This is a genomic window from Marinospirillum sp., from assembly GCF_044810985.1.
In the GTDB taxonomy this organism is placed as follows: domain Bacteria; phylum Pseudomonadota; class Gammaproteobacteria; order Pseudomonadales; family Halomonadaceae; genus Marinospirillum.
This window is the reverse complement of sequence record NZ_CP085242.1, coordinates 929,788-954,271: the sequence shown is the minus strand read 5'-3', so window position 1 is coordinate 954,271 and position 24,484 is coordinate 929,788. Positions and strand designations below refer to the sequence as shown.

The following is a 24,484-nucleotide window of genomic DNA, read 5'->3' as shown; positions in this document are numbered from 1 at the left end:
CATGTGGCTGACACAACCTTTAACTGAACGCTCGACTCGTATTTTCCTGGGTTTGTTGCTGGCTTCCCTGATTCTGGTGACCCTTTTGCACTTAGCTGTGCCGGAAGGTCATCCCCTGCATTTTTCCGCCTACACCGTGAACCTGCTGGGTAAATACCTCAGCTATGCGCTGCTGGCGGTGGCCGTGGATCTGGTCTGGGGTTATCTGGGTATTCTCAGCCTGGGGCACGGGGCCTTTTTTGCTCTGGGCGGCTATGCCATGGGCATGTACCTGATGCGCCAGATCGGTGACCGGGGTGTTTATGGCAACGCGGATCTGCCGGATTTTATGGTTTTCCTCAACTGGGACAGCCTGCCCTGGTACTGGCTGGGTTTTGACATGGCCTGGTTTGCCTTTGCCATGGTGCTTCTGGCTCCCGGTCTGCTGGCTCTGGTTTTCGGTTTTCTGGCCTTTCGCTCACGGGTGACCGGCGTTTACCTGTCGATCATCACCCAGGCCTTGACCTTTGCGCTGATGCTGGCCTTTTTCCGTAATGAAATGGGCTTTGGCGGTAATAACGGTCTGACCGATTTTCGCGACCTTCTGGGTTTTGATCTGCGCACGGATGCCACCCGTCTGGGCCTGTTCATTGCCTCAGGCGTTGCGCTGGGGCTGGGTTACTGGCTGTGTCGGGCCGTGATCAACAGCAAACTGGGCCGGGTGTGTATTGCCAGCCGGGATGCCGAAGCCCGCGTGCGTTTTCTGGGTTATCGGGTGGAAAGAGTTCAGCTTTTTGTCTTTGTGCTTTCCGCCATGCTGGCCGGGGTGGCCGGTGCTCTCTATGTGCCCCAGGTGGGGATTATCAACCCCAGTGAGTTTTCACCCATTTTCTCCATTGAAATCGTCATCTGGGTGGCTCTGGGTGGACGGGCCACCCTCTACGGCGCAGTGATTGGTGCTCTGCTGGTCAACTACGCGAAAACCTACTTCACCGGGGTGATGCCGGATGCTTGGTTGTTTGCCCTGGGGGCACTCTTTGTCATCGTCACCGTCTTTTTGCCCAAAGGGATAGCCGGTTTGCTGAGCTGGCGTCGGAAGCAACGCACAGAGGAGGCAAGCGCATGAGTTTTATTCAGCAAATGGCACGTCGGGACAGGGTGTTTGATTTTCTGGCACCGCAGATTTCCCCGGTGGATGTGCGCCACGGCCCCATCCTTTACATGGAGGATGTCAGCGTCAGCTTTGATGGCTTCAAGGCGATTAATGGGCTGAACCTGACCGTGGATGATGGCGAGCTGCGCTGCATCATCGGCCCCAATGGTGCGGGCAAGACAACCCTGATGGACATCATCACCGGCAAGACCCGACCTGATGAAGGTTCGGTCTGGTTTGGCAGCCGCCATAACCTGCTGACCATGAATGAACCGGACATTGCCAGCCTGGGCATAGGCCGCAAATTTCAGAAACCCACGGTTTTTGAAGCCCTGACTGTCTTTCAGAACCTGGAGCTGGCGCGCGCAACCAACAAGGGCATCCTGCCCACGCTGGTGGAGCAGATGAACGGAGAAATCCGTGCCCGAATCGAAGAAGTATTGGAATTGATTGGCCTGAAAGAGCTCTGGCAGCAACAGGCCGGCATTCTTTCCCATGGTCAGAAACAATGGCTGGAAATCGGCATGCTGCTGATGCAACGCCCTCGCCTGCTGCTGGTGGATGAGCCTGTGGCCGGGATGACCGAACAGGAAATGGAAAAAACCGCCGAACTGCTCACCAGCCTGGCTGGGAAACAATCCGTCGTTGTGGTCGAGCATGACATGGGTTTTGTGCGCTCTCTGGCGCGGCAGGTCACGGTTCTGCATCAGGGCAGCGTTCTGGCGGAAGGCACCATGGATCAGGTGTCCAACAACCCGAAAGTCATTGAAGTTTACCTGGGAGAAGAAGCCTGATGCTGAAAATTAACCAGATCAACCAGTATTACGGGCAAAGCCACACCCTCAAAGACCTTTCTCTGGAAGCCCCCAAAGGTCGCTGTACCTGCGTGATGGGGCGTAACGGGGTGGGCAAGACCACCCTGATGAAAGCCATCATGGGCGAGGAAGCCATCAAGAGCGGGAGCCTGCTGTATCAAGGCGATATCGAACTGACCCGCAAACCGGTGGAAGAGCGCTCGCGCCTGGGCATCGGCTATGTGCCCCAAGGGCGTCAGATCTTCCCCCTGCTGACTGTTGAAGATAACCTGCGCACCGGCCTGGCCGCCCGCCGTGACGGCCAGAAAAAAATTCCTGAACGCATCTACGAACTCTTCCCCGTACTTCAGGAAATGCGCCATCGCCGGGGTGGTGACCTCTCCGGCGGTCAGCAGCAACAACTTGCCATTGGCCGTGCCCTGGTTCTGGAACCCCGACTACTGATTCTTGATGAACCTGGCGAAGGCATTCAACCCAACATCGTCCAACAGATCGGAGAGGTCATCCGCACCCTGATAGCCGAAGACCAACTCACCGTACTCCTGGTCGAACAAAAACTCCCCTTCGCCCGCAAATTTGCCGACCGCTTCGTCATCATGGACCGGGGGCAAAACCAGGCCGAAGGGGAGATAGCTGAACTGAGTGATGAGCTGATTAAAAAGCACTTGACGGTTTGAGGGTGTTCGTACCCAAGCTGGAGTCACATGGCTGGATATGCCATGCTCAGAGTTCTGGTAGATAAGCATTTTGATTAAAAAGCAGCTAAGCCAGCAGTCACAACAGGAAAAAGTGAGGAGTAACGTGGTTGGCCATGTACTACGTGATAGCATTTCTGGTAGCAATGTTCCTGATCTACCAGATCATCAAATTCAAAAGCATCGAAAAACACGACCGTCACCTTTTCCGCTTCTGTCAGCTGAGAAGGGATACTCTTGCTTTTATTGCTGACAACCAGCACCAGCTAACCCGTGAAGAGTATCACGCGGCCCGTCAGCTGCTCGATGGTTTGAACACCATTATTGAGCACTATCATAACAAAAAAATGATCATCTTTGATCTCAGACGTTTTGCTCGCCATGTTCAAAAGTTAAAAAGTATGGAAGGTAAAGCAGATCAAGTTACTGTCGATAATAAGCAAATAAATGATCTGAAGCTAAGGTTTCAATACAACATGGTTCGGTCATTTTTGGCTTACACGCCTTTTCTTAAATCTGAAGTTGCAATTTGGTTGGTCAAGGTGTTACTGCAATTTATGGCAAAAACAGGCAAAAAGAAAATTGATAAATACCTGACCAGCCTGAAAGACGTGAAGCTGCTGGTCGATAGATTTAACGACACCAATAAGTACGCATGATAAAAAGCCCTGCAAGCCAAGGCTTTAAAAGCTGCTTCACCCTCCTTCTCGTCAAACAAAAACTTCCCTTTGCTACAAATTCGTCGACCACTTATTCATAGAGTGGTCAACTCATTTCAGAGTATCAACTTTCCGGGCATAACACTCTCAATACTCAGGCTCCATTTGAAACATGTCTTCAAGCTGGGGCAGGTGGGGCCGTACGGTTTCTTTGTCGGCATCGGGTACTTGTTCGGCCATGTCCATCATTTCCAGGGAGCTGGTCATCATGGCTTCGTAGCTGGCTCTTTGTTGTTCGGGGATGTTTGGGGAGGTGCGAATTTCTTCCAGTTGTCTTTCAATCATCTGGCGGCTGTGGGGGCTGTCTTCCATGGCCAAAGCCATGTAGGCGAGGGTGATGCTCTGGGTGGTGTCTGTCCAGTGTTCAACACCGTTGAAACCAGCGTCCTGAATCTGGCTGTTGAATTCGTCGTAGAGTCCGGCTTTGCGCAGTTCTTCAATGCCTTCAGCAAAGATCTGTTCCATGTTGAAGCTCATGGCATCTTCATCCTCTTCGGGAAAAAGATCATCGTGTTGATCCAGCCCGGCTTGTATTTGCGGGTGGGTGTCGATCCAGCGTTGAACTTCGCTGTCGCTGAGGTTGGCGGCGCTGGCGCTGAAAGCCAGCAGGCTTAAGAGGGTGAAAATCAGAAAACGCATGACTGGCTCCTAGGTTTTTTTCTAACCTTAGCTTTTGTGGCGAATTTTTCCAAGCGATCGGGTCGGGTTTTATCCGTTTTTGGTTGTGCGGGCAGCAGCTTTTGCTTATCTGGTATAAGATGTAGGGAAACTCACAAATGGAGGTCTGCTATGCGTCTGCAAGGCAAGAATATTCTGGTGACGGGGGGTGCCAGCGGCATCGGATTGGCTTCGGTTGAGCGTTGTCTGGAAGAAGGGGCCAACCTGGTGATTGCTGATCTGCCGTCGAGTGAGGGTGACAAACGTGCTCGGGAATTGGATGCCAAACACTCGGGCCGGTGTTTGTTTGTTCCGGTAGATGTGACTTCCACAGCTGAAGTGGATGCCCTGCTGGATAAGATGCAGGCCGAGTTGGGTAGTGTGGATGGTGTTTTCAATAATGCCGGTATCGGCAATCTGGGGGCTTCCACGGAGGTGACGGATGATGACTTCCACAAGGTGATTGATATCAACCTGACCGGGGTTTTCCGGGTGGCACGGGCTGCTCTGCGTTTTATGGAGAAACAGGGTAGTGGCAGTATTGTGAATTGTGCGTCCATTCTGGGGGTGTTCGGTCAGTCGCAGACGGCGGCTTATACGGCAGCCAAGGGTGGGGTGGTGAATATGACTCGCACTCTGGCGCTGGAATATGCAACCAAAGGCATTCGCGTGAACTCCATCGGGCCGGGTTACATTGATACGCCTTTGCTGGAAGCGCTGGATGATGAAATGCGCCAGTTTTTGATTGATCTGCATCCCATGAAGCGTCTGGGTCGGCCTGAAGAAATCGCCAATGCTTTTTTGTTTTTGGTTAGTGATGAAGCCAGTTTTGTGACTGGGACCAACCTTTTGGTCGATGGTGGCTTTACGGCTGGTAAATCCTGATCGACCGGGCTTGTATAAGAGATAAAAACAATCCATCTGTTTCACTAAGGAGTTTTAATGTATAACCAGGCCACCAAGGGTTTGTTCAAGGGAATGAACCCCATGATGACCAAGGTATCCATTTTGATGGTTTTGGTGACCGTGATTATGGGCAGCCTCTACACGGAGGTCAGCGCGACCGGAATTTCTGCACTGCGCGAGATGTTGAACCCTTTTCTGGAATGGTACTACGTGATTCTGGTGGCCTTCCTGCTGTTTTTCATGATCTGGCTGGGCACCGGGCGTTACAAGAATGTGCGCCTGGGCGGTGATGCCGAGTTGCCGGAGTTTACCTTTTTTTCCTGGGTCAGCATGTTGTTTGCGGCCGGTACGGGCGTGGGGATTCTCTTCTGGTCGGTGGCTCAGCCGATCATGCAGTTTCAGGCCAACCCTTTTGTTATGCCGGGAACCTCGGAAGGGGATGCCGCTGTGGTGGCGATGCGTTTGTCCTTCTTTCACTGGGGGATCAATGGCTGGGCGATCTTTTCTTTTGTGGCCCTGACCATGGCCTATTTTGCCTTCCGCCATGATCTGCCGCTGACGGTGCGTTCTGCTCTCTACCCTTTGCTGGGCGAAAAGGTGCGCGGCCCTCTGGGGGATGTGATTGATCTGCTGGCCGTTTTCGGTACGGTTTTTGGTATCGCAACAACGCTGGGCCTGGGTGTGCAGCAGATGAATGCGGGCTTGAGTCAGGTGTTTGGTCTGGCCAATTCCACGCAGCTGCAGTTGACGGTCATTGCGGTGATTATGTTCATTGCCACGGCTTCGGTGGTGTCGGGGGTGTCCAGGGGGGTGCGTCTGCTCTCGGAAATGAACTTCTGGCTGAGTATTGTTGCGGTGACTTTCATGCTGTTGCTGGGGCCGACCCAGTATCTGATTGGTGTCACCATTGAAGCCACCGGGGATTATATTCAAACCCTGCTGCGCATGACGTTTCATACCAATGTGACCCACGGTGATACCTGGCAGGCGGACTGGACAGTTTTCTTCTGGGGTTGGTGGCTGGCCTGGTCGCCTTTTGTGGGGATGTTTATTGCCCGTATTTCCCGTGGGCGCACTTTCCGTGAGTTTGTCATGGGTGTTCTTCTGGTGCCCACCGGGATCACCATCGTCTGGATCGGCTTGTTTGGCGGCACGGCTCTTTATCAGGAGCTGTTCGGGCCAGGCGGTGTGGTTCAGGCTGTGGAGCAGGATGTTTCCACCGCTTTGTTTGTGACGGTGGAAGGTATGGGTGTCGGGCAGTTGACGCCGGTGTTTTCGACTCTGCTGATTGTTCTGATCGGTACCTATCTGATCACGTCTGCCAATGCCGGTACCCTGGTCATCAATACCATTCTTTCCGGGGGTGATGCCGATCCCCCCTCGGCACATCGTGTGCTCTGGGGTGTTTTCCTGGCCCTGCTGACGGGTGTTCTCTTGGTGGCCGGGGGTCTGGAAACCCTGCAGTCTGCGGTTATTACTGCTGCCATGCCGTTTTCGGTGATTGTTGTGGGTATGATCTTTGGTCTGCTGAGAGCACTGGCCGGTGAGCGCTTTGCTCCCCGTGAAGGTGAGCGTGCGACTGCACCTGCTGAACCCTGGGCTGTGGCTGACTCTGAAGAAGCTGAAGAAGAGGAGGTTGCTGAACCCGAGAGTCAGGAAAATTTGCCAAAAGAGTAATTTTTTCGTGAAAAAGTCGCCTGGACAGTTTATTTTTAATGTTTAAACAACATGCGCCAGGAGACTTTTATGGAAACGATTGAATCTCTGGTCACCAGTATTAATGGGGTCGTTTGGGGCCCCATGATGCTGGTGCTTATTCTGGGTGTGGGTTTGTTTCTGTCCATCGGACTCAAACTCATGCCGGTTCTCAAGCTGGGCGAAGGGTTTCGCCTGTTGCTGAGTGGTACCCGTGCTGGCTCTGAAGAAGCTGACAAGGGTGAAATCCCTCCTTTCCAGGCTCTGATGACCGCCCTTTCCGCGACTGTGGGCACGGGGAATATTGCCGGTGTGGCCACGGCCATTTTTCTGGGTGGCCCCGGTGCGCTTTTCTGGATGTGGATTACCGCTCTGGTGGGGATGGCAACCAAGTTTGCCGAAGCCGTTCTGGCAGTCAACTTCCGTGAAGTGGATGAAAAGGGCAACCATGTTGGTGGCCCCATGTATTACATCAAAAACGGCCTGGGACCCAAATGGGCCTGGCTGGGCACCTTGTTTGCCATTTTTGGTGGGGTGGCGGCTTTTGGTATCGGCAATACCGTGCAATCCAACTCGGTGGCTGATGTACTGGAAACCAACTTCAACCTGCCAGCTGCCGTGACCGGTGGGGTGATCATGGTGTTGGTCGGGCTGGTATTGATTGGTGGAATTCGCCGCATCGGTCGTGTTGCTGCAGCCCTGGTTCCCTTTATGGCCATTTCTTATCTGCTGGCGGGTCTGGTGGTGCTGGCTATCAATGCCTCGGCGATACCTGAAGCCCTGACCATGATCGTTGAATATGCCTTTACTCCGGTTGCTGCCCAGGGTGGCTTTGCCGGTGCAGCCGTCTGGGCGGCCATTCGCTTTGGTGTGGCTCGGGGTATTTTCTCCAATGAGGCGGGTCTGGGTTCTGCACCGATTGCCCATGCTGCAGCCCAAACCAACAGCCCGGTTCGCCAGGGTATGATTGCCATGCTGGGCACCTTCATTGATACCCTGATTATCTGCTCGGTGACCGGCTTGGTGATTGTGACCAGCGGTGTCTGGACTAGCGGAGAATCAGGTGCAGCCCTGACCAGCGCTGCCTTTGGTGCTGCTCTACCCTCCTTTGGTAACTATCTGGTGGCCATTTCCCTGGCCATTTTTGCCTTTACCACCATTCTGGGTTGGTCCTTCTATGGTGAGCGTTGTGCCGAGTATCTGTTTGGGGTTAAAGCCATCAAGCCTTATCGGGTTCTCTGGATTCTGGTGATTCCTGTAGGGGCGCTGGTCAATCTGGAATTCATCTGGCTGCTGGCGGATACCCTGAATGCCATGATGGCCCTGCCTAACCTGGTGGCTCTGGTGCTCTTGAGTCCAGTGGTATTCAGACTCAGCAAAGAGTATTTTGCTGCTCATTAAAAGAGTTAGTGGTTTTTTCCGGTCAGGGTTGCAGGCACAATAGTCGCCTTTAACTCCTGATCGGAATAGCAACCAGATGACCAGCCAAGACACCACCACCCGCCTGAACAAGTTCATCAGTGAAACGGGCATCTGCTCCCGCCGGGAAGCCGACCGCATGATTGAAGAAGGCCAGGTGAAGGTCAATGGCCGGGTGGCGGAAATGGGCCTGCGGGTGACCCCGGAAGATCGGGTGATGGTGCGCGGGAAGCCTCTGAAGGCCAAGCCTGCCCCGGTTTATCTGGCCTACAACAAGCCGGTGGGTGTGACCTGCACCACTGACCCTGAAGTGCCTGACAATATTGTTCAAGCGGTTAATTACAGGAAGGGCCGTATCTTTCCCATCGGGCGGCTGGACAAGCCTTCCGAAGGTCTGATTTTGCTGACCAATGACGGTGATATCGTCAACAAGATCCTGCGTGCCGGGAATGCCCACGACAAGGAATATGTGGTGACGGTGGATAAACCCTTTGGCTCGGAATTTGTGCAGAAAATGGCTTCCGGCGTGCCGATTCTCGGTACTGTGACCCAACCCTGCCGCGTCCGGCAGTTGGGGCCGAAAAGCTTCAATATCATCCTCACCCAGGGCATGAATCGCCAGATTCGCCGCATGGCTGAATACCTGGGCTATGAAGTCACTCGCTTGAAGCGCGTGCGCATCATGAATATCAGCCTGGGCGATCTGAACGTTGGTCAATGGCGACCTTTGAATAAAAAAGAAATGGCCCTGATCAACCAGATGGTGGCTGATTCCAGTGCCACCGAAGAAGCCAGCACCCAGGCGGCCCCTTCTGTGCGCAAAACGCCCAAGCCTGCCCGCAAAAAGCCCCAGCCACCTCGTCCTGAACGCAAGCCAGCCAGAAAAGGCAAGCCTCCCGGCAAAAAGTCCGGCAAGAAACCTTATCCTGGCGGCAAAAGCAAAAAGCGGGGGTGAAAGCTATTTTGCCATTAAAGCGGTACCGACTTTGGAGCGGTTGGGTCGCTGGATGCTCTGGGTGATCCAGTGGCCGGTTTCAGCCAGTTTTTGCAGGTCGATACCGGTATGGATGCCCAGGCCGTGCAGCAGGTAGACGACATCTTCACTGGCGACATTGCCGGAAGCACCCTTGGCGTAGGGGCAACCGCCCAGTCCAGCCACTGAGGAATCAATGATGCTGATGCCTTCTTCCAGCACCGCATAGAGGTTCGCCAGGGCCTGACCGTAGGTGTCGTGGAAGTGAGCGGCCAGCCTGTCCATGGGGATGTCGCGACTGACCACTTCTAGCATGCGCTTGGCTTTCAGGGGGGTGCCGACGCCGATGGTGTCGCCCAGCGAGATTTCATAGCAGCCCATATCAAACAGCGTCTTGCTGACTTCGGCAACCTTCTCCGGCGCTATATCGCCTTCATAGGGGCAACCCAGTACTGTGGAAACATAGCCCCTGACCGGAATACCTGCTGCGCGTGCTTTTTCAATCACCGGAGCAAAGCGCTCCAAGGATTCAGCGATGGTGCAGTTGATATTCTTTTTGGTGAAGCTTTCGGAAGCGGCACCAAACACGGCCACTTCCTGAACACCGGTTTCCAGTGCACCTTCCAGCCCTTTCAGGTTAGGCGTCAGGGCTGAATAGGTCACTCCTTTACGGCGCTGAATGCCGGTCATCACCTCGCGGGCATCGCCCATTTGCGGCACCCACTTGGGCGAAACAAAACTGGCTGCTTCGATATAACTCACCCCGGCAGCAGCCAGACGATCAATCAGCTCCAGCTTGGTTTCGGTTGAAACCGGACTCGGCTCGTTCTGCAGGCCATCGCGGGCACCAACCTCAACCAGACGAACCTGTTTGGGAAAAGACATTTTTTTCTCCTGCTTTGATGTTTTGGTGTAGGAGCTCAGTCTTGTGGGAGCGCAGTCCCTGCGCGATCCTCGAAAAATATCGCTCGCGGAGCGAGCTCCCACAGTGAACTCCCACAGTGAACTCCCACAGCGAGCTCCCACAGTGAGTCTCTGCGCGATCCTCTATTTAGGCTTCTTCTGTTTCAGTGGCAGCAAACTTTAATAATTCAGCACCCTGGCTGACCAGGTCACCGGCAACAAAGAAGAATTCTTCCACCTGGCCGTCGGCGGGGGCGCTGAGGGTGTGTTCCATTTTCATGGCTTCCATGACCATCAGGGCATCGCCTTTGCTGACTTCCTGGCCGGGTTCGACCAGCAAAGTCACCACCGAGCCGTTCATGGGTGCGGTGAGGTTGGCGCTGGCTTCTTCAAATTCATGGTTGTCCAGATCGGGGCGCATCCACTGGCAGTTGAAGTGTTCATCAGCGGTGAAGAGGGTCAGTTGGTTGTTGAGATCCGCCACATGCACGCTGCGATGGTGACCATTGACTACGGCTTCCAGGCGGTCATCATGCAAGCGTCCTTCCACCAGCAGTTTGTGGTCACCCACCCGAACCGTCCAGAGGTTCTTGTTGCCGGTGGCATCGCTGGCCTGGACCAGTACTTCCAGGCTTTCTTCCTGGTCGGGAAGGGCAAAACGCAGTTTCAGGGTGGGGTTGGTATTCAAGCGCCAACCACCAAAGCCGTGCCAGGGTGAGAAAGGATCGCGGGAGAGGCGTGCTTCCTGCTGGCGTTCCTGATCCAGTTTCAGCAGGGCATAAAGAGCCGCCAGGGCCAGCAGGTTGGGGCTGTAGCTGCCGCCCTTGTCATCAAACAGCAGGGCTTCATGGCGTTCGATAAAGCCGGTATCCAGGTCAGCCTGCTGGAAGGGTGGTGCTTCGGCCAGGCGTTTCAGAAAACGGGTGTTGGTGGTGACCCCGGCAATGCGGTATTCACCCAGGGATTGTGCCAGGCGGCTGAGGGCGGCTTCACGGGTGGTATCCCAGACAATCAGCTTGGCAATCATGGGGTCGTAATAGATGCTGACCTCATCACCTTCCAGTACCCCGGTATCCACACGCACATGGCGATTTTCTTCGGGGGTGCGCAGGTAACTGAGGGTGCCGGTGGCGGGCAGAAAGTCCTTGTCCGGGTCTTCAGCATAAATACGGGCTTCAAAAGAATGGCCCTTGATGACCAGTTCGCTCTGGCTCTTGGGCAGAGGCTGACCGGCAGCAACTTTAAGCTGCCATTCCACCAGGTCTTCACCGGTGATCATTTCCGTGACCGGGTGTTCAACCTGCAGGCGGGTATTCATTTCCATAAAGAAGAAACTGCCGTCGACATCCAACAGGAATTCCACCGTGCCTGCACCGACATAACCAATAGCCTGAGCGGCCTTGAGGGCAGCATCCCCCATCTGGGCGCGAAGTTCTTCGCTCATACCGGGAGCCGGGGCTTCTTCAATCACCTTCTGGTGGCGGCGCTGCACCGAGCAATCACGCTCGAACAGATAGACGCCGTTACCCTGGCTGTCGCAGAAAACCTGAAACTCCACGTGGCGCGGTTTGACCAGGTATTTTTCCACCAGCATGGTGTCATCACCAAAGCCATTGATGGCTTCGCGCTTGGCCGAGGCCAGGGCCTGCTCAAATTCACCGGCTTTTTCGACAATGCGCATGCCCTTGCCGCCACCGCCCGCTGTGGCTTTCAGCAGAACGGGGTAACCGATTTTTTCGGCTTCAGCCTTGAGCAATTCCGGGCTTTGGCCATCACCGTGATAACCGGGTACCAAGGGCACACCGGCTTTTTCCATGATGTGTTTGGCGGCGGATTTGGAGCCCATGGCTTCAATGGCACCCACGGGTGGGCCGATAAAGGCGATACCTGCAGCATCACAGGCTTCCACAAAACGGCTGTTTTCGGAGAGGAAGCCATAACCGGGGTGGATGGCTTCAGCACCGGTTTGTCGGGCGGCTTCAATGACCTTTTCAATCACCAGGTAGCTGTCCTTGGCCGCAGCAGCGCCCAGGTTCACGGCTTCATCGGCCATTTTTACATGCAGGGCGTGGCGGTCGGCATCCGAATAAACGGCCACACAGCGGATGCCCAGGCGATGAGCGGTTCTAATCACGCGGCAGGCAATTTCGCCGCGGTTGGCAATCAGTATTTTACGGAACATCAGGCGTTCCTCTCTTTAATTATGTTTTGGGTCGATTGTTGATCGCGCACAGATTGCGCTCCCACAGATTCAGAATGCGCTCCCACAGGACTGCGTTCTCACCAGGGCTGCAATCGGCCGCAGAGCGGCCTCCTACAAGGTAGGAATTTTTTGTGGGAGCTCGCTCCGCGAGCGATGTCATAATTATTCCTGCCACCCCGGTGCGCGTTTTTCAAAGAAGGCGCTGAGCCCTTCCTGGCCTTCGTCGGAGACGCGGATTTCAGCAATCAAGCGGGTGGTGTAGTCCTGGGTGGTTTCGTCAGCCGGTCTGTCGGCGACGTAGTCGATCAGTTGTTTGGTTCTGGCGACGGCCTGGGGGCTGTTGGCTAATAAGGTTTCCACGAAGTATTCCACCTGACCGTCGAGGGCATCATCAGTTGTGATTTCATTCACCAGGCCGAGTTGATTGGCATTCTGTACGGTGATGACTTCGGCAGTCAGGGCGTAGCGGCGCATGGCTCTTTCGCCGATGGCCCGTACCACGTAGGGGCTGATGACGGCAGGGGAGAGGCCGATTTTGACTTCAGACAGACAGAAGCGGGCTTTTTCGCTGGCGACGACGATATCGCAGCAGGCAGCAAGACCTACGGCACCACCAAAGGTTGCGCCTTGCACCCGGCAAACGCTGGGGCAGGGTAGGGTGTCGAGTTCGTGCATCAGGCGCGCCAACTCCTGGGCATCCTGGCGGTTTTCTTCTTCGCTGTAGGCAGCCATGCGTTGCATCCAGCCCAAATCAGCACCGGCAGAAAAGCTTTTTCCGCGAGAACCCAGTACCAGCGCACGGGCACCAGCTTCACGAACTTCTGCCAGCTTACCGAGCAGATCGCTGATCAGGGCATCGTCAAAGGCGTTGTGCACTTCGGGTTTGTTGAGGGTGAGGTAGGCCACCCCGCGCTTGTCGATTTCCAGTAAAGCCTGTTCTTCACTCATCTTCTTCTCCTTACATGCGGAAGACGCCGAAGCGTGTCGGTTTGATGGGTGCGTTCAGGGAGGCGGAAATAGCCAGCCCGAGGGTGTCACGGGTTTGTACCGGGTCAAGAATACCGTCATCCCACAAACGCGCACTGGCATAGTAAGGATGGCCCTGGTGTTCGTACATGTCACGCACGGGTTTTTTGAAGGCTTCTTCATCTTCCTGCGCCCATTCAGTGCCATTGCGGTCGTGTTGTTCGCGCTTGACCTGAGCCAGGACGTTGGCCGCCTGTTCGCCGCCCATCACCGAAATGCGGGCGTTGGGCCACATCCACATGAAATTGGGGTCATAAGCACGGCCACACATGCCGTAGTTACCGGCACCAAAACTGCCGCCAATGAGTACGGTGAATTTGGGCACCTGAGCACAGGCCACGGCCGTGACCATCTTGGCTCCGTGCTTGGCAATGCCTTCATGTTCGTAGCGCGAACCCACCATAAAGCCGGTGATGTTCTGCAGGAAGACCAGGGGAATGCCGCGCTGGGCACAAAGCTCAACAAAGTGGGCACCCTTCTGGGCAGACTCGGAGAAGAGCACGCCGTTATTGGCAACAATGCCCACCGGATAGCCGTGAATCCGCGCAAAACCCGTGACCAGGGTGTCGCCGTACCAGCGTTTGAATTCATCAAACTCCGAGGCATCCACGACACGGGCGATGACTTCACGCACATCATAGGGTTTGCGCAGGTCATTGCCGACAATGCCGTAGATTTCTTCCGGGTCATAAATCGGCGGTCGGGAAGGCTGGATATCCAGCTCGCCCTGCTTGCGCCAGTTCAGACGGGCAATCGAGCGGCGCACCAGCTGCAGGGCGTGTTCATCATTCAGGGCATAGTGGTCGGCCACACCGGAGATTTTAGCGTGGACATCGGCTCCACCCAGATCTTCAGCGGTGACGACTTCACCGGTTGCGGCTTTAACCAGTGGTGGCCCGGCGAGGAAAATAGTGCCCTGTTCCTTGACGATGATGGACTCATCGGCCATGGCGGGAACATAAGCACCGCCTGCGGTACAGGAGCCCATCACCGAGGCAATCTGAGGAATGCCTTCACCGGACATATTGGCCTGGTTGTAGAAGATACGGCCAAAGTGATCGCGGTCGGGGAAGACATCATCCTGATTGGGCAGGTTAGCACCACCGGAGTCCACCAGATAAATACAGGGCAGGCGATTCTTGCGCGCGATTTCCTGAGCGCGCAGGTGTTTTTTCACCGTCAGCGGGTAGTAGGTGCCGCCCTTGGTGGTGGCATCATTGGCAACAATAATGCACTCGACGCCAGACACCCGGCCAATACCCGTGATGATGCCTGCGCTGGGAACGAAGTCGTCATAGACTTCCCAGGCGGCGAGTTGGGAAAATTCCAGAAAGGGTGCGCCCTGATCCAGCAGACGCTCAATGCGCTCGCGGGGCAGGAGTTTGCCACGGGAAAGATGGCGTTCCTGGGCCTTGGCACCGCCTCCGGCTTTGACCTGATCGAGCTTCTGGTGCAAGTCTTCAAGCAGGCCGCGCATCGCTGCATCTTTCTCGGCAAACTGCGGCGAGCGGGTGTTTATCTGCGATTTAATCACGGTCATGCTGGTGATCCTTAGTAAAGTTGTTATGTCCGCATGTCTGGCTTGTTCGGCGCAAGGCACTGCTTGTCAGGACGCGTGAATACATCCCTGTAAGCTCTGGCCACGACGTCCTGTCGTGGACAGCCTGACACAGCAGCACCTTGCACCTTCTTGCTCAGTCTTACGGGCGGCGGCAGGTGGGGTGAACCGGGAGCGTCTGCTGCCATGGAAGGCAGCAGTCGAGCCCTACAGGGAGGTATTTACGGGCGTCTCCCGGTTTATCCACCTGTCAATCGACCAATATCTGCTGAGTTGCAAGCTGGCCAGGTCTCTTAGCGCGATTCGTTGAAGATCTCACGGCCAATCAGCATGCGGCGGATTTCGCTGGTGCCAGCACCGATTTCATAGAGTTTGGCATCACGCAGCAGGCGTCCGGTGGCGTATTCGTTGATATAGCCATTGCCGCCCAGCAGTTGGATGGCGTCCAGGGCAACCTGGGTGGCTTTTTCGGCAGAATAGAGAATAACCCCGGCAGAATCCTTGCGGCTGGTTTCGCCACGGTCACAGGCACGGGCCACAGCATAGAGGTAAGCGCGGCAGGCACTCATGGTGGAGTACATGTCCGCCACCTTGCCCTGCACCAGCTGGAATTCACCAATGGACTGGTCGAATTGCTTACGTTCGTGGATGTAGGGCACCACGATGTCCAGGGCGGCTTGCATGATGCCGATCGGGCCAGCTGCCAGAACGGTGCGTTCGTAGTCCAGGCCGCTCATCAGAACGCGTACGCCCTTGCCGACTTCGCCCAGAACATTTTCTTCGGGGACTTCGCAATCCTGGAAAACCAGCTCACAGGTGTTGGAGCCGCGCATGCCCAGTTTGTCGAGTTTCTGGTGTCGGGAAAAACCGGGGAAATCACGCTCGACGATAAAGGCGGTAATACCCTTGGAGCCAGCCGAGGTGTCGGTTTTGGCGTAGATAACATAGGTGTTGGCATCCGGGCCATTGGTGATCCACATTTTGTTGCCGTTGAGGATGTACTTGTCGCCTTTCTTGTCGGCACGCAGTTTCATGCTCACCACATCGGAACCGGCATTGGGTTCGGACATGGCCAGAGCGCCGATGTGGTCGCCGGAACAAAGCTTGGGCAGGTATTTCTCTTTCTGGGCCTGGTTGCCGTTGATCTTGATCTGGTTGACGCAGAGGTTGGAGTGGGCACCGTAGGAAAGGCCTACGGAGGCAGAAGCGCGGGAGATTTCTTCCAGAGCGATGGAATGGGCCAGATAACCCATGCCGGAGCCACCAAATTCTTCAGAAACGGTGATGCCCAGCAGGCCCATGTCGCCGAATTTTTTCCAGAGGTCGTTGGGGAACTCATTGTTCTTATCGATTTCAGCGGCACGCGGAGCGATTTCGGCAGCAGCAAAGGCGTTGACCTGTTCGCGCAGCATGTTCAGCTCTTCGTCCAGTCCGAAGTTCATATCTTTAAATAAGGATTGCATGGCCGTTACCCTCTGCATGTTTGTTGATGGTTTCTTGTGTTTGGGATTAAGGGAACTTTAGGGCAAGTTTACGTTAACGTAAAGGGAAAATTTTTGACTCCTGCGTCACGGCTGCAGAAAGTAGCCTTTTTTTACTTTAGTCAACGCGGGCGGCTGCTTATACTGGGTTGATCTGAGGTTCAGTCAAGGGTTGTTTATGACACAGGCAAAGCGGGATGAATTATGGCTGCAGGCGCTGAACCAGGCCCAGGATGCCTGTTTTTTGCTGGAGGTTTTGCCGGGCCTGGATTTTCGTGTGGCTGCCTGTAACCCTGCGTTTGCCCGGCATCTGGAGCAACCCTTTGGTCAGCAGGAGGGGCGTCTGATCAGTGAATGCTTTCCCGAAGAACTCCTGGCCGATCTGCAGCCACGTTATCAGTTGGCTGCAGAGAGTCGTGAGGTTCAGGAATACGATACCTGGACCCAGGTTAATGCCCAGGGCGTCAAGGAGCAGGTCAACACCCTGCTGACCCCCATCTTCAATGCTGAGAGCCAGCTGACCCATCTGCTGGGGATTGCACGTCTGGTGACCAGCCGCCGTCTGGAAGAAAGTTATCGTGAGCGCTGGTACAAGCTGAGTCGGCATTTGCCCGGTGTGCCTTTTGAGTTGCACCAGGAGGTGACCGGGCAGAACCGTATTCCTCTGGCAGGCCCCAAGATGGCGGCTTTGCTGGGCCTTAAAGCCAAAGAATTAAAACAGGATGCCCAGGCTTTTTTTGCCGGGGTGCATGCCGAGGATCAGGAGGATTTACGCAAGGGCTTTCTGGGTTCGCAGGAAAAGCGGGAGGATTTGAAAACCGTGTTTCGCTTCCGGCATCCGGTCAAGGGCCTGCGCTGGATTGAACTGCATTCCTCGCCGGAACCCAAAAGCCAGGGTGGAACCGTCTGGTACGGGTACCTGATGGATGTGACGGAGCGCCACGAAAATCAGGCCAACCTGCATTATCTGGCCACTCATGACACCCTGACTGAGCTGCCCAATCGCGGCCTTTTTCTGAAAACTCTGGAACAAGCCCTGCAGAAAGCAAAACAAAAGCAGCTGGCTTTGGCTCTGCTGTTCATGGATCTGGACAAGTTCAAGCCCATTAATGATGAGCTGGGCCACAAGGCAGGAGACCGGGTGCTCAAGGATATTGCCTTGCGCATCGGCAAGCTGTTGCCTGCTCAGGACATGCTGGCCCGCCTGGGGGGTGATGAATTTATCGTTCTGATGACCGAGCGGGACAGAGAAACAGCAAAAACCCAGGCTTTGGATCTGGCCGATGAGATCATTAACGTGGTCAGTGAGCCCTTGAGTTTTCGTGACGGGGAAAGCCGTCAGGTGGGTGTGAGTATTGGTATCAGTCTTTATCCAGAACACGGTGAGGATGCCGATACCCTGATTGTTTGCAGTGATGACGCCATGTATGCGGCCAAGCATGCCGGACGGGGAAGGGCCAGGGTTTTTGATCCTGAGCTGAGTTACAAGAATAAGCCGCATCGATAAGATTGATTTGTAATGCTTGTTAATTTTTTGTAAAACAAATACCCTTTTATTTTTCAGGTTATCAGTTGAGTGAGTGTTGCCCTTGAGCTTTTGCAAATCCAGCCGCCAACAAGCTATTTTGGATGCTGCCAGTGAGTTGATTGCTACCATAGATCTGGAGCAACGCCTGCTTTATCTGAATCCTTCAGCCCGGCAACTGCTGGTGCTGCCCCATGATCTCGATCTCGAGAAAGAGCGCCTCACCGTCAAGGACCTGCACGCCCCCGCGGTATATCGAAAGCTGGATACGGAAATTTTTGCCGGCTTGCTGGAGGGTAAAGGGCGCTGGGAGGGTGAGTTGGAGTTTCGGGATAGCAACGACCAGCCCATCCCCATGCAGATGACCATCATCTTGCATACCGATGAAGAGGGGCGGCCCCTCTGGATTACCGGTATTGGCCGGGATTTGCGCCGTCGCCGTCGCCTGGAAACCCAGAGGCGTCTGGCAAAGCGGGCTTTTGATCATGCCATTGAAGGCCTGATTGTGACCGACGGTCGCGCACGTATTCAGCACGTTAATCCGGCTTTTGTGGAAATAACCGGCTACACGGCGGAAGAAGTGGTCGGGAAAACGCCAAGGTTGTTGCGTTCCGACCACCATGATCAGGCCTTTTATGATGCCATGTGGCAAAGTATTGCTGACAAGGATCGCTGGCAGGGCGAGGTCTGGAATCGGCGCAAGAACGGCAGTGTTTACCTGCAGTGGTTGACCATTACCTGTGTGCGCGATGTCCAGGGGCGCATTGAAAACTATGTTTCCATTTTTCATGACCTGAGTGAAATGCAGGCCAAGGAAGAGGAAATCCAGCACCTGGTGCACCATGATCCCCTCACGGGTCTGGGTAATCGGCACTTGTTGAGTGAGCGTTTGCAGCATGGGATACGCCAGGCCAAGGGCCAGGAAGAAAAGCTGGCGCTTTTGATTGTTGATCTGGGGCACATCCAGCTGATCAATGACAGCCTGGGCCACACCAACTGTGATCGCCTGATCCGTATGCAAAGTGCCAAGCTGAAAGCAAAAGTTCAGGAGGCGGACACCCTGGTCAGAATTGGTGCTGATGAATTTGCTTTGCTGGTCGAGGATTACAGCTCCCTGCATGATATCAGCCAGTTAGCCAACGAGCTGAAAGAAGTCCTGCAGGAAGAAATTGATCTCACCGAACACCGGGTCACCCTGAGTCCATCCATCGGTGTCGCCTTCTTTCCCCAGGATGCCGAAACGCCGGATCAGTTGCTGATTAATGCCCAGGCGGCTCTCTTGGAAGCCAAAAAAGCCGGTCGCGACACTTTTCGCTTCTTTGATCAGGAAATGAGCCAGGAAGCCAGGGAAAGACTCAAGCTGGAACAGGCCCTGCGTTCTGCAATCAAGGGTGGAGGCTTGAGCTTGAGCTTCCAGCCCAAGGTTTTACTCGAATCCGGTCACGTCTATGGTGCCGAAGCCTTGTTGCGCTGGTGTCACCCTGAGCTGGGGCCGCTTTCGCCTGGGGTGTTTATTCCGTTGGCAGAAGAATCCGGTTTGATTGTGGACATCGGCAGCTGGGTGCTGCGCCAGACCTGCAAGTCACTGGTGAGCTGGCGTGAAGCCGGTCTGTCCTTGCCCCGAATTGCGGTTAATATTTCAGTACAGCAATTGGAGCAGGAGGAGTTTCCTGACTGGCTGGAAGAGTTGCTGCACGAGTATGACCTGGACATCAGCCTGCTGGAATTGGAAATCACCGAAACCGGCCTGATGAAAAATGAACTCAAAGCCTTGATGAGCCTGGCTCGCTTAAAGGAGCGGGGCTTTCGTATTGCTCTGGATGACTTTGGTACCGGCTACTCCAGTCTTTCTTATCTGCGCAAGCTGCCCCTTTCAACCCTGAAAATTGATCGCTCCTTTATTCTGGACATGGGCGATGATCCCGTTAGCTTAAGCATTGTCAAAACCATCATTCAACTGGCCCAGAACCTGTCACTGGATCTGGTGGCCGAAGGCGTGGAAGACAGCTGTCAGGCCCAGCAACTGTTCGACATGGGTTGCCCTCACGCCCAGGGGTATTACTTTTACAAGCCTTTGATCGAAGACGATTTCATTCAGCTTTTGGCGGCTTCCAGCAGCTGAATCATCTTGCGCGCCGCATTGGACAGGGTGCGCTCACGGTGATACAGAAAACCCAGAGGGCGGGTGATGGGCGGGTGATTCAGTTTGAGAACCACCAGGCTGTCATCGATCAGGGTTTCCGGTAACAGGCTCCAGCCCAGCCCGATGGACACCATCATCTTCAGGGTTTCCATGTAATTGGTGGAGAGGGTGACATTCAGTTCCAGATCCTGCTCACGAAACACCTGTTCAACGATTCCCCGCGTGAAGGTCTGCTGGCCCGGCAAAACAGCATCATGGTGGGTCAGGTCATCCAGATCCAGGCTGGGCAAACGATTCAAGGGATGGCCCTTGGCGACTACAAAACGCATCTGATCCGTCCAGACAGGCACGACAACCAGAGAGGGGTCAGGCACCGGAGCCAGGGTGACTATGGCCAGTTCCAGATCACCGGCAATCACTCCGGCATAGGCCTGCTCCGAATCCTGGAATCGCATGTCCAGTTTGACCTGGGGGTGATTCTGGGTGAACTCCTTGAGCAGGGGCGGCAGACGGTGCAGGCCGATATGATGGCTGGTGGCCAGAATCAAGGGGCCAAGCACTTCACCACTGAGGTTGGCCAGCAAACGGCGGGTGTCCTCCAGGTCAACCAGCAGTTTGCGCGCTCTGGGAAGAAGGGCAAAGCCAGCCTGGGTCAGGGTGATGCTGCGCCCGATGCGGTCAAAAAGCTTCTGGTTGAGCTGTTCTTCCAGGCTGGCAATTCGCTTGCTGACGCCAGGCTGAGAGATAAAGAGTGCTTCGGCCGCTCTGGAAAAAGACCCCTTCTCGGCCACCTGAATAAACGCCTGTAAGGATTGAATATCCATTCTCTTTGGTTATCCTGTTTATGAAATCTATGAATTGGTTTTATTGAATCACAGGCGTTAAGATGAGTGCAAGAGTCGCAACCTGACTCGCCTCTGAGGAGAAAAACCATGGCTCAAACTTTATACGACAAACTCTGGGATGCCCATCTCGTTAAACAACGTGAAGATGGCACCGCCCTGATTTATATCGACCGTCAACTCTTGCACGAAGTGACCTCCCCCCAGGCTTTTGAAGGCTTGCGCCTGGCCGGGCGTCAGCCCTGGCGCCTGGGTGCCAACCTGGCCACCCCGGATCACAATGTCCCCACCACCTTGAAAGAGCGCTCTGCCGGTGTCAGCGGTATTGAAGATGAAACCTCGCGCATTCAGGTACAAACGCTGGATGACAACTGCGATGAATTCAAAATCACCGAATTCAAGATCAATGACATCCGCCAGGGCATTGTGCACGTGGTTGGCCCCGAACAGGGTGCCACTCTGCCGGGCATGACCCTGGTGTGTGGTGACTCCCATACCGCCACTCATGGTGCTTTTGCTGCTCTTGCACATGGCGTTGGCACCTCGGAAGTCGAGCACGTACTGGCGACCCAGTGCCTGATCCAGCGCAAGATGAAAAACCTTCTGGTACAGGTGGACGGTCAACTGCAACCGGGTGTCACGGCCAAGGATATTATTCTGGCCGTGATTGGTGAAATCGGCACTGCAGGTGGCACGGGGTATGCCATGGAATTTGCGGGTAGCGCCATTGAAGCCCTGTCGATGGAAGGTCGCATGACCATCTGCAACATGGCCATTGAAGCCGGTGCTCGCGTTGGACTGGTTGGTTGTGATCAAACAACGATTGATTATGTGAAGGGACGTCCTTTTGCCCCTAAAGGCGAGCAATGGGAGCAGGCAGTGGCCTACTGGAATACCCTGCACTCAGACTCTGATGCGGCCTTTGACAAGGTCGTCAAACTGGATGCCGCCAGTATTGAACCCCAGGTTAGCTGGGGCACCTCACCGGAAATGGTTGTGCCGGTCAATGGCAAAGTACCTGACCCGGCCCAGGCAGAAGATGAAAGCCAGCGTAAGGGTTGGGAAGCCGCTTTGAAATACATGGGCCTGCAACCCAATCAGGCGATCACGGATATTCAACTGGATCGCGTCTTTATTGGCTCCTGCACCAACTCGCGTATAGAAGACCTGCGCGCAGCGGCAGAAGTGGCCAAAGGGCGCAAAGTGGCTTCCAGCCTGAAAGAAGCGCTGGTGGTACCCGGTTCTGGTCTGGTGAAAAAACAGGCTGAAGAAGAAGGGCTGGACAAAATTTTCATCGAAGCAGGCTTTCAATGGCGGGAACCCGGTTGTTCCATGTGCCTGGCAATGAATGCTGACAAACTGGGGCAGGGCGAACACTGTGCGTCCACCTCCAACCGCAACTTCGAAGGACGCCAGGGCTACGGTGGCCGCACCCACCTGGTCAGCCCCGCCATGGCCGCTGCCGCTGCCATCGCCGGTCATTTTGTCGATGTGCGCGAGTTTTGATTCTCAGTGAGGCTGACTTGGATGCAGGTCGATACTTGCTACAGACAACCTTGCCGCGACTTGAGATATCTAGGTAACCCTCGCTGAGACTGGCGTAAGCCGTTTCATGTGAAAAGCGTAGCAGGGACTGCGCAGCGCGGCGCTTGAGGTAGGAAAACCGAATGCGCCGAATAACATGACCGGCTGAAAGCCAGTTACTGCAGCTCTCTCTAGGAGAATAAAGATGAAAAAATTTACCCAAGAGAATGGCCTGGTGGCACCGCTGGATCGTGCCAATGTCGATACCGACCTGATCATTCCCAAACAGTTTTTGAAGTCCATCAAGCGCACCGGCTTCGGCCCCAATTTGTTTGACGAACTGCGTTATCTGGATGAAGGATTTCCAGGTCAGGATGCTTCCAAGCGCCCTTTGAACCCTGAATTTGTCCTCAATCAGCCGCGTTATCAGGGCAGTGAAATCCTGCTGGCACGTAAAAACTTCGGTTGCGGTTCCTCACGCGAACACGCCCCCTGGGCGCTGGTGGACTACGGCTTTCGTGCAGTGATTGCGCCCAGCTTTGCAGATATCTTCTTCAATAATGCGCCTAAAAACGGTCTTTTATTGATTCAGCTGGATGAAGCCACAGTGGATCGCCTCTTCCAGGAAGTTGCAGCCACTGAAGGCTATCGCCTGTTGATTGACTTGCCAGCCCAGACCGTGACCACACCTTCCGGTGAAGTCCTGGAATTTGCAATGGACTCGTTTCGCAAGCACTGCCTGATTGAAGGCCTGGATGATATCGGCCTGACGCTTAAAGACGCTGATGCCATTCATGCTTATGAGACGAAACGAGCCGAACAGACGCCCTGGATATTTTCCAAGAACCCCTGACCAACTATTGCGCTTGGTGATGCTGCGTTAAAATTGCTCTCAAAATGCTCATTTACTTATATGTAAACTCCGCTATTTCGATCAATTTTGCCTTGCCTGACCTGCGCTCATGACGTTGCTCAGAGGTTCTTGCTTGGTAAGCCGCGATAAGGTGGTCTGCGTCAGTGAGGCAGGAAGCCGAGCGCAGGTGTCTGTTCAGGATAGAACAGCCACCTGAGAAGCAGGCTACCTTATAAAAGCGGCACTTTGAGTGAGCCACGTAGTTTTTTACAGCCAATTTAGAGACGAAGATTATGAGCAAAAAAATTCTGGTTTTACCCGGTGATGGCATCGGCCCCGAGATCACGGCCGAGGCGGTGAAGGTTCTGGAAGTCTGTCGTGACCACTTGGGTTTGGCGATTGACTGGGAAGAAGGTCTGGTCGGTGGTGCCGGTTATGATGCCTGCGGTGAACCCTTGCCCCCGGAAACCCTGGACAAGGCCAAAGCCGCTGATGCCATTTTGCTGGGCGCAGTGGGGGGTCACAAGTGGGACAAGCTGCCGGATATTTCCAAGCGCCCCGAGCGCGGTCTGCTGGGTCTGCGCAAGGAGCTGAAGCTGTTTGGCAATCTGCGCCCTGCCATTCTTTATCCGCAGCTGGCTGAAGCCTCCAGCCTCAAGCCGGAAGTGGTGTCCGGTCTGGATATCATGATCGTGCGTGAATTGACCGGCGGCATTTATTTCGGCCAGCCACGCGGAATTCGTGAGTTGGAGAACGGCGAAAAAGAAGGCTTCAACACCTACGTTTATTCCGAAAGTGAAATTCGCCGCATTGGTAAAGTCGCTTTTGAAATGGCCCGCAAGCGCAACAAGAAAGTCTGCTCCGTGGATAAGGCCAATGTTCTGGAAGTTACCATGCTCTGGCGTGATGTGATGGAAGAAGTGGCCAAGGATTACCCGGATGTCGAGTTGTCGCACATGTATGTGGATAACGCGGCCATGCAGCTGGTACGGGCACCCAAGCAGTTTGATGTCATCGTTACCGGTAATATGTTCGGTGATATTCTTTCCGATGAAGCAGCCATGCTGACCGGTTCCATTGGTATGTTGCCTTCGGCTTCCCTGGATGAAAATGCCAAGGGCATGTATGAGCCCTGCCATGGCTCCGCGCCGGATATTGCCGGGCTGGGTATGGCCAACCCTCTGGCAACAATTTTGTCAGTTGCCATGTTATTGCGCTATTCTTTTGGTGAGGCTGAAGTCGCTGCCAAGATTGAAAAGGCAGTCAGTGAGGTTCTGGATCAGGGGTTGCGTACTGCTGATATCCTGTCTGCAGACACCCGCAAAGTAGGCACTCAGGAAATGGGTACTGCCGTGGTCAAGGCACTGAAGGCGCTTTAAATCGCGTTCTAAATAAACACAGAATTGAGGTATAGG

The 24,484-nt window shown here is 54.7% G+C and carries 20 protein-coding genes; 13 read left to right on the top strand and 7 right to left on the bottom strand.

The genetic code is table 11. The features are described 5' to 3' along the window. Window position 1 precedes the first annotated feature (1 nt). The 4 genes from urtC to LG323_RS04555 all read left to right on the top strand — a co-directional run bounded on the left by urtC (window position 2) and on the right by LG323_RS04555 (window position 3,301). A complete protein-coding gene (gene urtC, locus LG323_RS04570) occupies window positions 2–1,105 on the top strand; it encodes an urea ABC transporter permease subunit UrtC (protein ID WP_404419443.1) in 1,104 nt (367 codons plus the stop codon). Next, window positions 1,102–1,926 (top strand): urea ABC transporter ATP-binding protein UrtD, encoded by an 825-nt coding sequence (gene urtD, locus LG323_RS04565; RefSeq protein ID WP_404419441.1) that lies wholly within the window; start codon window positions 1,102–1,104, stop codon window positions 1,924–1,926. The genes urtC and urtD overlap by 4 nt, the downstream gene beginning before the upstream one ends. Continuing rightward, entirely contained in the window at window positions 1,926–2,624 is a 699-nt protein-coding gene (gene urtE, locus LG323_RS04560; RefSeq protein WP_404419439.1) for an urea ABC transporter ATP-binding subunit UrtE, read from the top strand. Before urtD ends, urtE begins: the two co-directional genes overlap by 1 nt. 134 nt (window positions 2,625–2,758) lie before the next feature. Further along, complete coding sequence (locus LG323_RS04555; protein ID WP_404419437.1) at window positions 2,759–3,301, top strand: hypothetical protein; 543 nt, start codon at window positions 2,759–2,761, stop codon at window positions 3,299–3,301. A 147-nt stretch (window positions 3,302–3,448) separates the two neighbouring features. On the opposite strand, the gene LG323_RS04550 is transcribed toward LG323_RS04555, so the two are convergent. Beyond that, window positions 3,449–4,000 carry a hypothetical protein gene (locus LG323_RS04550; protein ID WP_404419435.1) on the bottom strand — a complete coding sequence of 184 codons (552 nt, stop codon included), beginning with the start codon at window positions 3,998–4,000 and terminating at the stop codon, window positions 3,449–3,451. Between the two features lie 150 nt (window positions 4,001–4,150). On the opposite strand from LG323_RS04550, the gene LG323_RS04545 reads away from it, so the two are divergent. The 4 genes from LG323_RS04545 to rluF all read left to right on the top strand — a co-directional run bounded on the left by LG323_RS04545 (window position 4,151) and on the right by rluF (window position 8,993). Continuing rightward, window positions 4,151–4,903 (top strand): SDR family NAD(P)-dependent oxidoreductase, encoded by a 753-nt coding sequence (locus LG323_RS04545; protein WP_404419433.1) that lies wholly within the window; start codon window positions 4,151–4,153, stop codon window positions 4,901–4,903. Between the two features lie 57 nt (window positions 4,904–4,960). Continuing rightward, a complete protein-coding gene (locus tag LG323_RS04540) occupies window positions 4,961–6,601 on the top strand; it encodes a BCCT family transporter (RefSeq protein ID WP_404419431.1) in 1,641 nt (546 codons plus the stop codon). Between the two features lie 69 nt (window positions 6,602–6,670). Further along, on the top strand, window positions 6,671–8,020 hold the full coding sequence (locus LG323_RS04535; protein ID WP_404419429.1) for an alanine/glycine:cation symporter family protein: 1,350 nt from the start codon (window positions 6,671–6,673) through the stop codon (window positions 8,018–8,020). A 76-nt stretch (window positions 8,021–8,096) separates the two neighbouring features. Further along, window positions 8,097–8,993: a 23S rRNA pseudouridine(2604) synthase RluF gene (gene rluF / locus LG323_RS04530; RefSeq protein ID WP_404419427.1), complete on the top strand. Its 897-nt coding sequence runs from the start codon at window positions 8,097–8,099 to the stop codon at window positions 8,991–8,993. A 3-nt stretch (window positions 8,994–8,996) separates the two neighbouring features. Here the strand turns inward: rluF and LG323_RS04525 are convergent, their stop codons facing one another. From LG323_RS04525 to LG323_RS04505, 5 genes are all read right to left on the bottom strand, one after another. Continuing rightward, window positions 8,997–9,896, bottom strand: a complete 900-nt coding sequence (locus tag LG323_RS04525; protein WP_404419425.1) for a hydroxymethylglutaryl-CoA lyase — start codon at window positions 9,894–9,896, stop codon at window positions 8,997–8,999. Window positions 9,897–10,062: 166 nt separating this feature from the next. Beyond that, window positions 10,063–12,096, bottom strand: a complete 2,034-nt coding sequence (locus LG323_RS04520; protein WP_404419424.1) for an acetyl/propionyl/methylcrotonyl-CoA carboxylase subunit alpha — start codon at window positions 12,094–12,096, stop codon at window positions 10,063–10,065. Between the two features lie 183 nt (window positions 12,097–12,279). Next, complete coding sequence (locus LG323_RS04515; RefSeq protein WP_404419422.1) at window positions 12,280–13,065, bottom strand: enoyl-CoA hydratase-related protein; 786 nt, start codon at window positions 13,063–13,065, stop codon at window positions 12,280–12,282. A gap of 10 nt (window positions 13,066–13,075) precedes the next feature. Beyond that, window positions 13,076–14,683, bottom strand: a complete 1,608-nt coding sequence (locus LG323_RS04510) for a carboxyl transferase domain-containing protein (protein WP_404419420.1) — start codon at window positions 14,681–14,683, stop codon at window positions 13,076–13,078. A gap of 311 nt (window positions 14,684–14,994) precedes the next feature. Then, entirely contained in the window at window positions 14,995–16,164 is a 1,170-nt protein-coding gene (locus LG323_RS04505) for an isovaleryl-CoA dehydrogenase (RefSeq protein ID WP_404419419.1), read from the bottom strand. 196 nt (window positions 16,165–16,360) lie between these two features. Here LG323_RS04505 and LG323_RS04500 point away from each other — a divergent pair, with 196 nt between their 5' ends. Next, window positions 16,361–17,689 carry a diguanylate cyclase domain-containing protein gene (locus LG323_RS04500; protein WP_404419417.1) on the top strand — a complete coding sequence of 443 codons (1,329 nt, stop codon included), beginning with the start codon at window positions 16,361–16,363 and terminating at the stop codon, window positions 17,687–17,689. A gap of 82 nt (window positions 17,690–17,771) precedes the next feature. Beyond that, complete coding sequence (locus LG323_RS04495) at window positions 17,772–19,829, top strand: putative bifunctional diguanylate cyclase/phosphodiesterase (RefSeq protein ID WP_404419415.1); 2,058 nt, start codon at window positions 17,772–17,774, stop codon at window positions 19,827–19,829. On the opposite strand, the gene LG323_RS04490 is transcribed toward LG323_RS04495, so the two are convergent. After that, window positions 19,802–20,674: a LysR family transcriptional regulator gene (locus tag LG323_RS04490; protein ID WP_310697929.1), complete on the bottom strand. Its 873-nt coding sequence runs from the start codon at window positions 20,672–20,674 to the stop codon at window positions 19,802–19,804. The two genes, LG323_RS04495 and LG323_RS04490, sit on opposite strands and share 28 nt — an antisense overlap. Before the next feature lie 108 nt (window positions 20,675–20,782). Here LG323_RS04490 and leuC point away from each other — a divergent pair, with 108 nt between their 5' ends. The 3 genes from leuC (at window position 20,783) to leuB (ending at window position 24,448) form a co-directional block, all read left to right on the top strand. Next, window positions 20,783–22,198 carry a 3-isopropylmalate dehydratase large subunit gene (leuC, locus tag LG323_RS04485; protein ID WP_404419413.1) on the top strand — a complete coding sequence of 472 codons (1,416 nt, stop codon included), beginning with the start codon at window positions 20,783–20,785 and terminating at the stop codon, window positions 22,196–22,198. A 223-nt stretch (window positions 22,199–22,421) separates the two neighbouring features. After that, on the top strand, window positions 22,422–23,069 hold the full coding sequence (leuD, locus tag LG323_RS04480; protein WP_404419411.1) for a 3-isopropylmalate dehydratase small subunit: 648 nt from the start codon (window positions 22,422–22,424) through the stop codon (window positions 23,067–23,069). A gap of 293 nt (window positions 23,070–23,362) precedes the next feature. Further along, the gene (gene leuB, locus LG323_RS04475) at window positions 23,363–24,448 is read left to right on the top strand and encodes a 3-isopropylmalate dehydrogenase (RefSeq protein WP_404419410.1); all 1,086 of its coding nucleotides are present in this window, start codon (window positions 23,363–23,365) and stop codon (window positions 24,446–24,448) included. Window positions 24,449–24,484 lie beyond the last annotated feature (36 nt).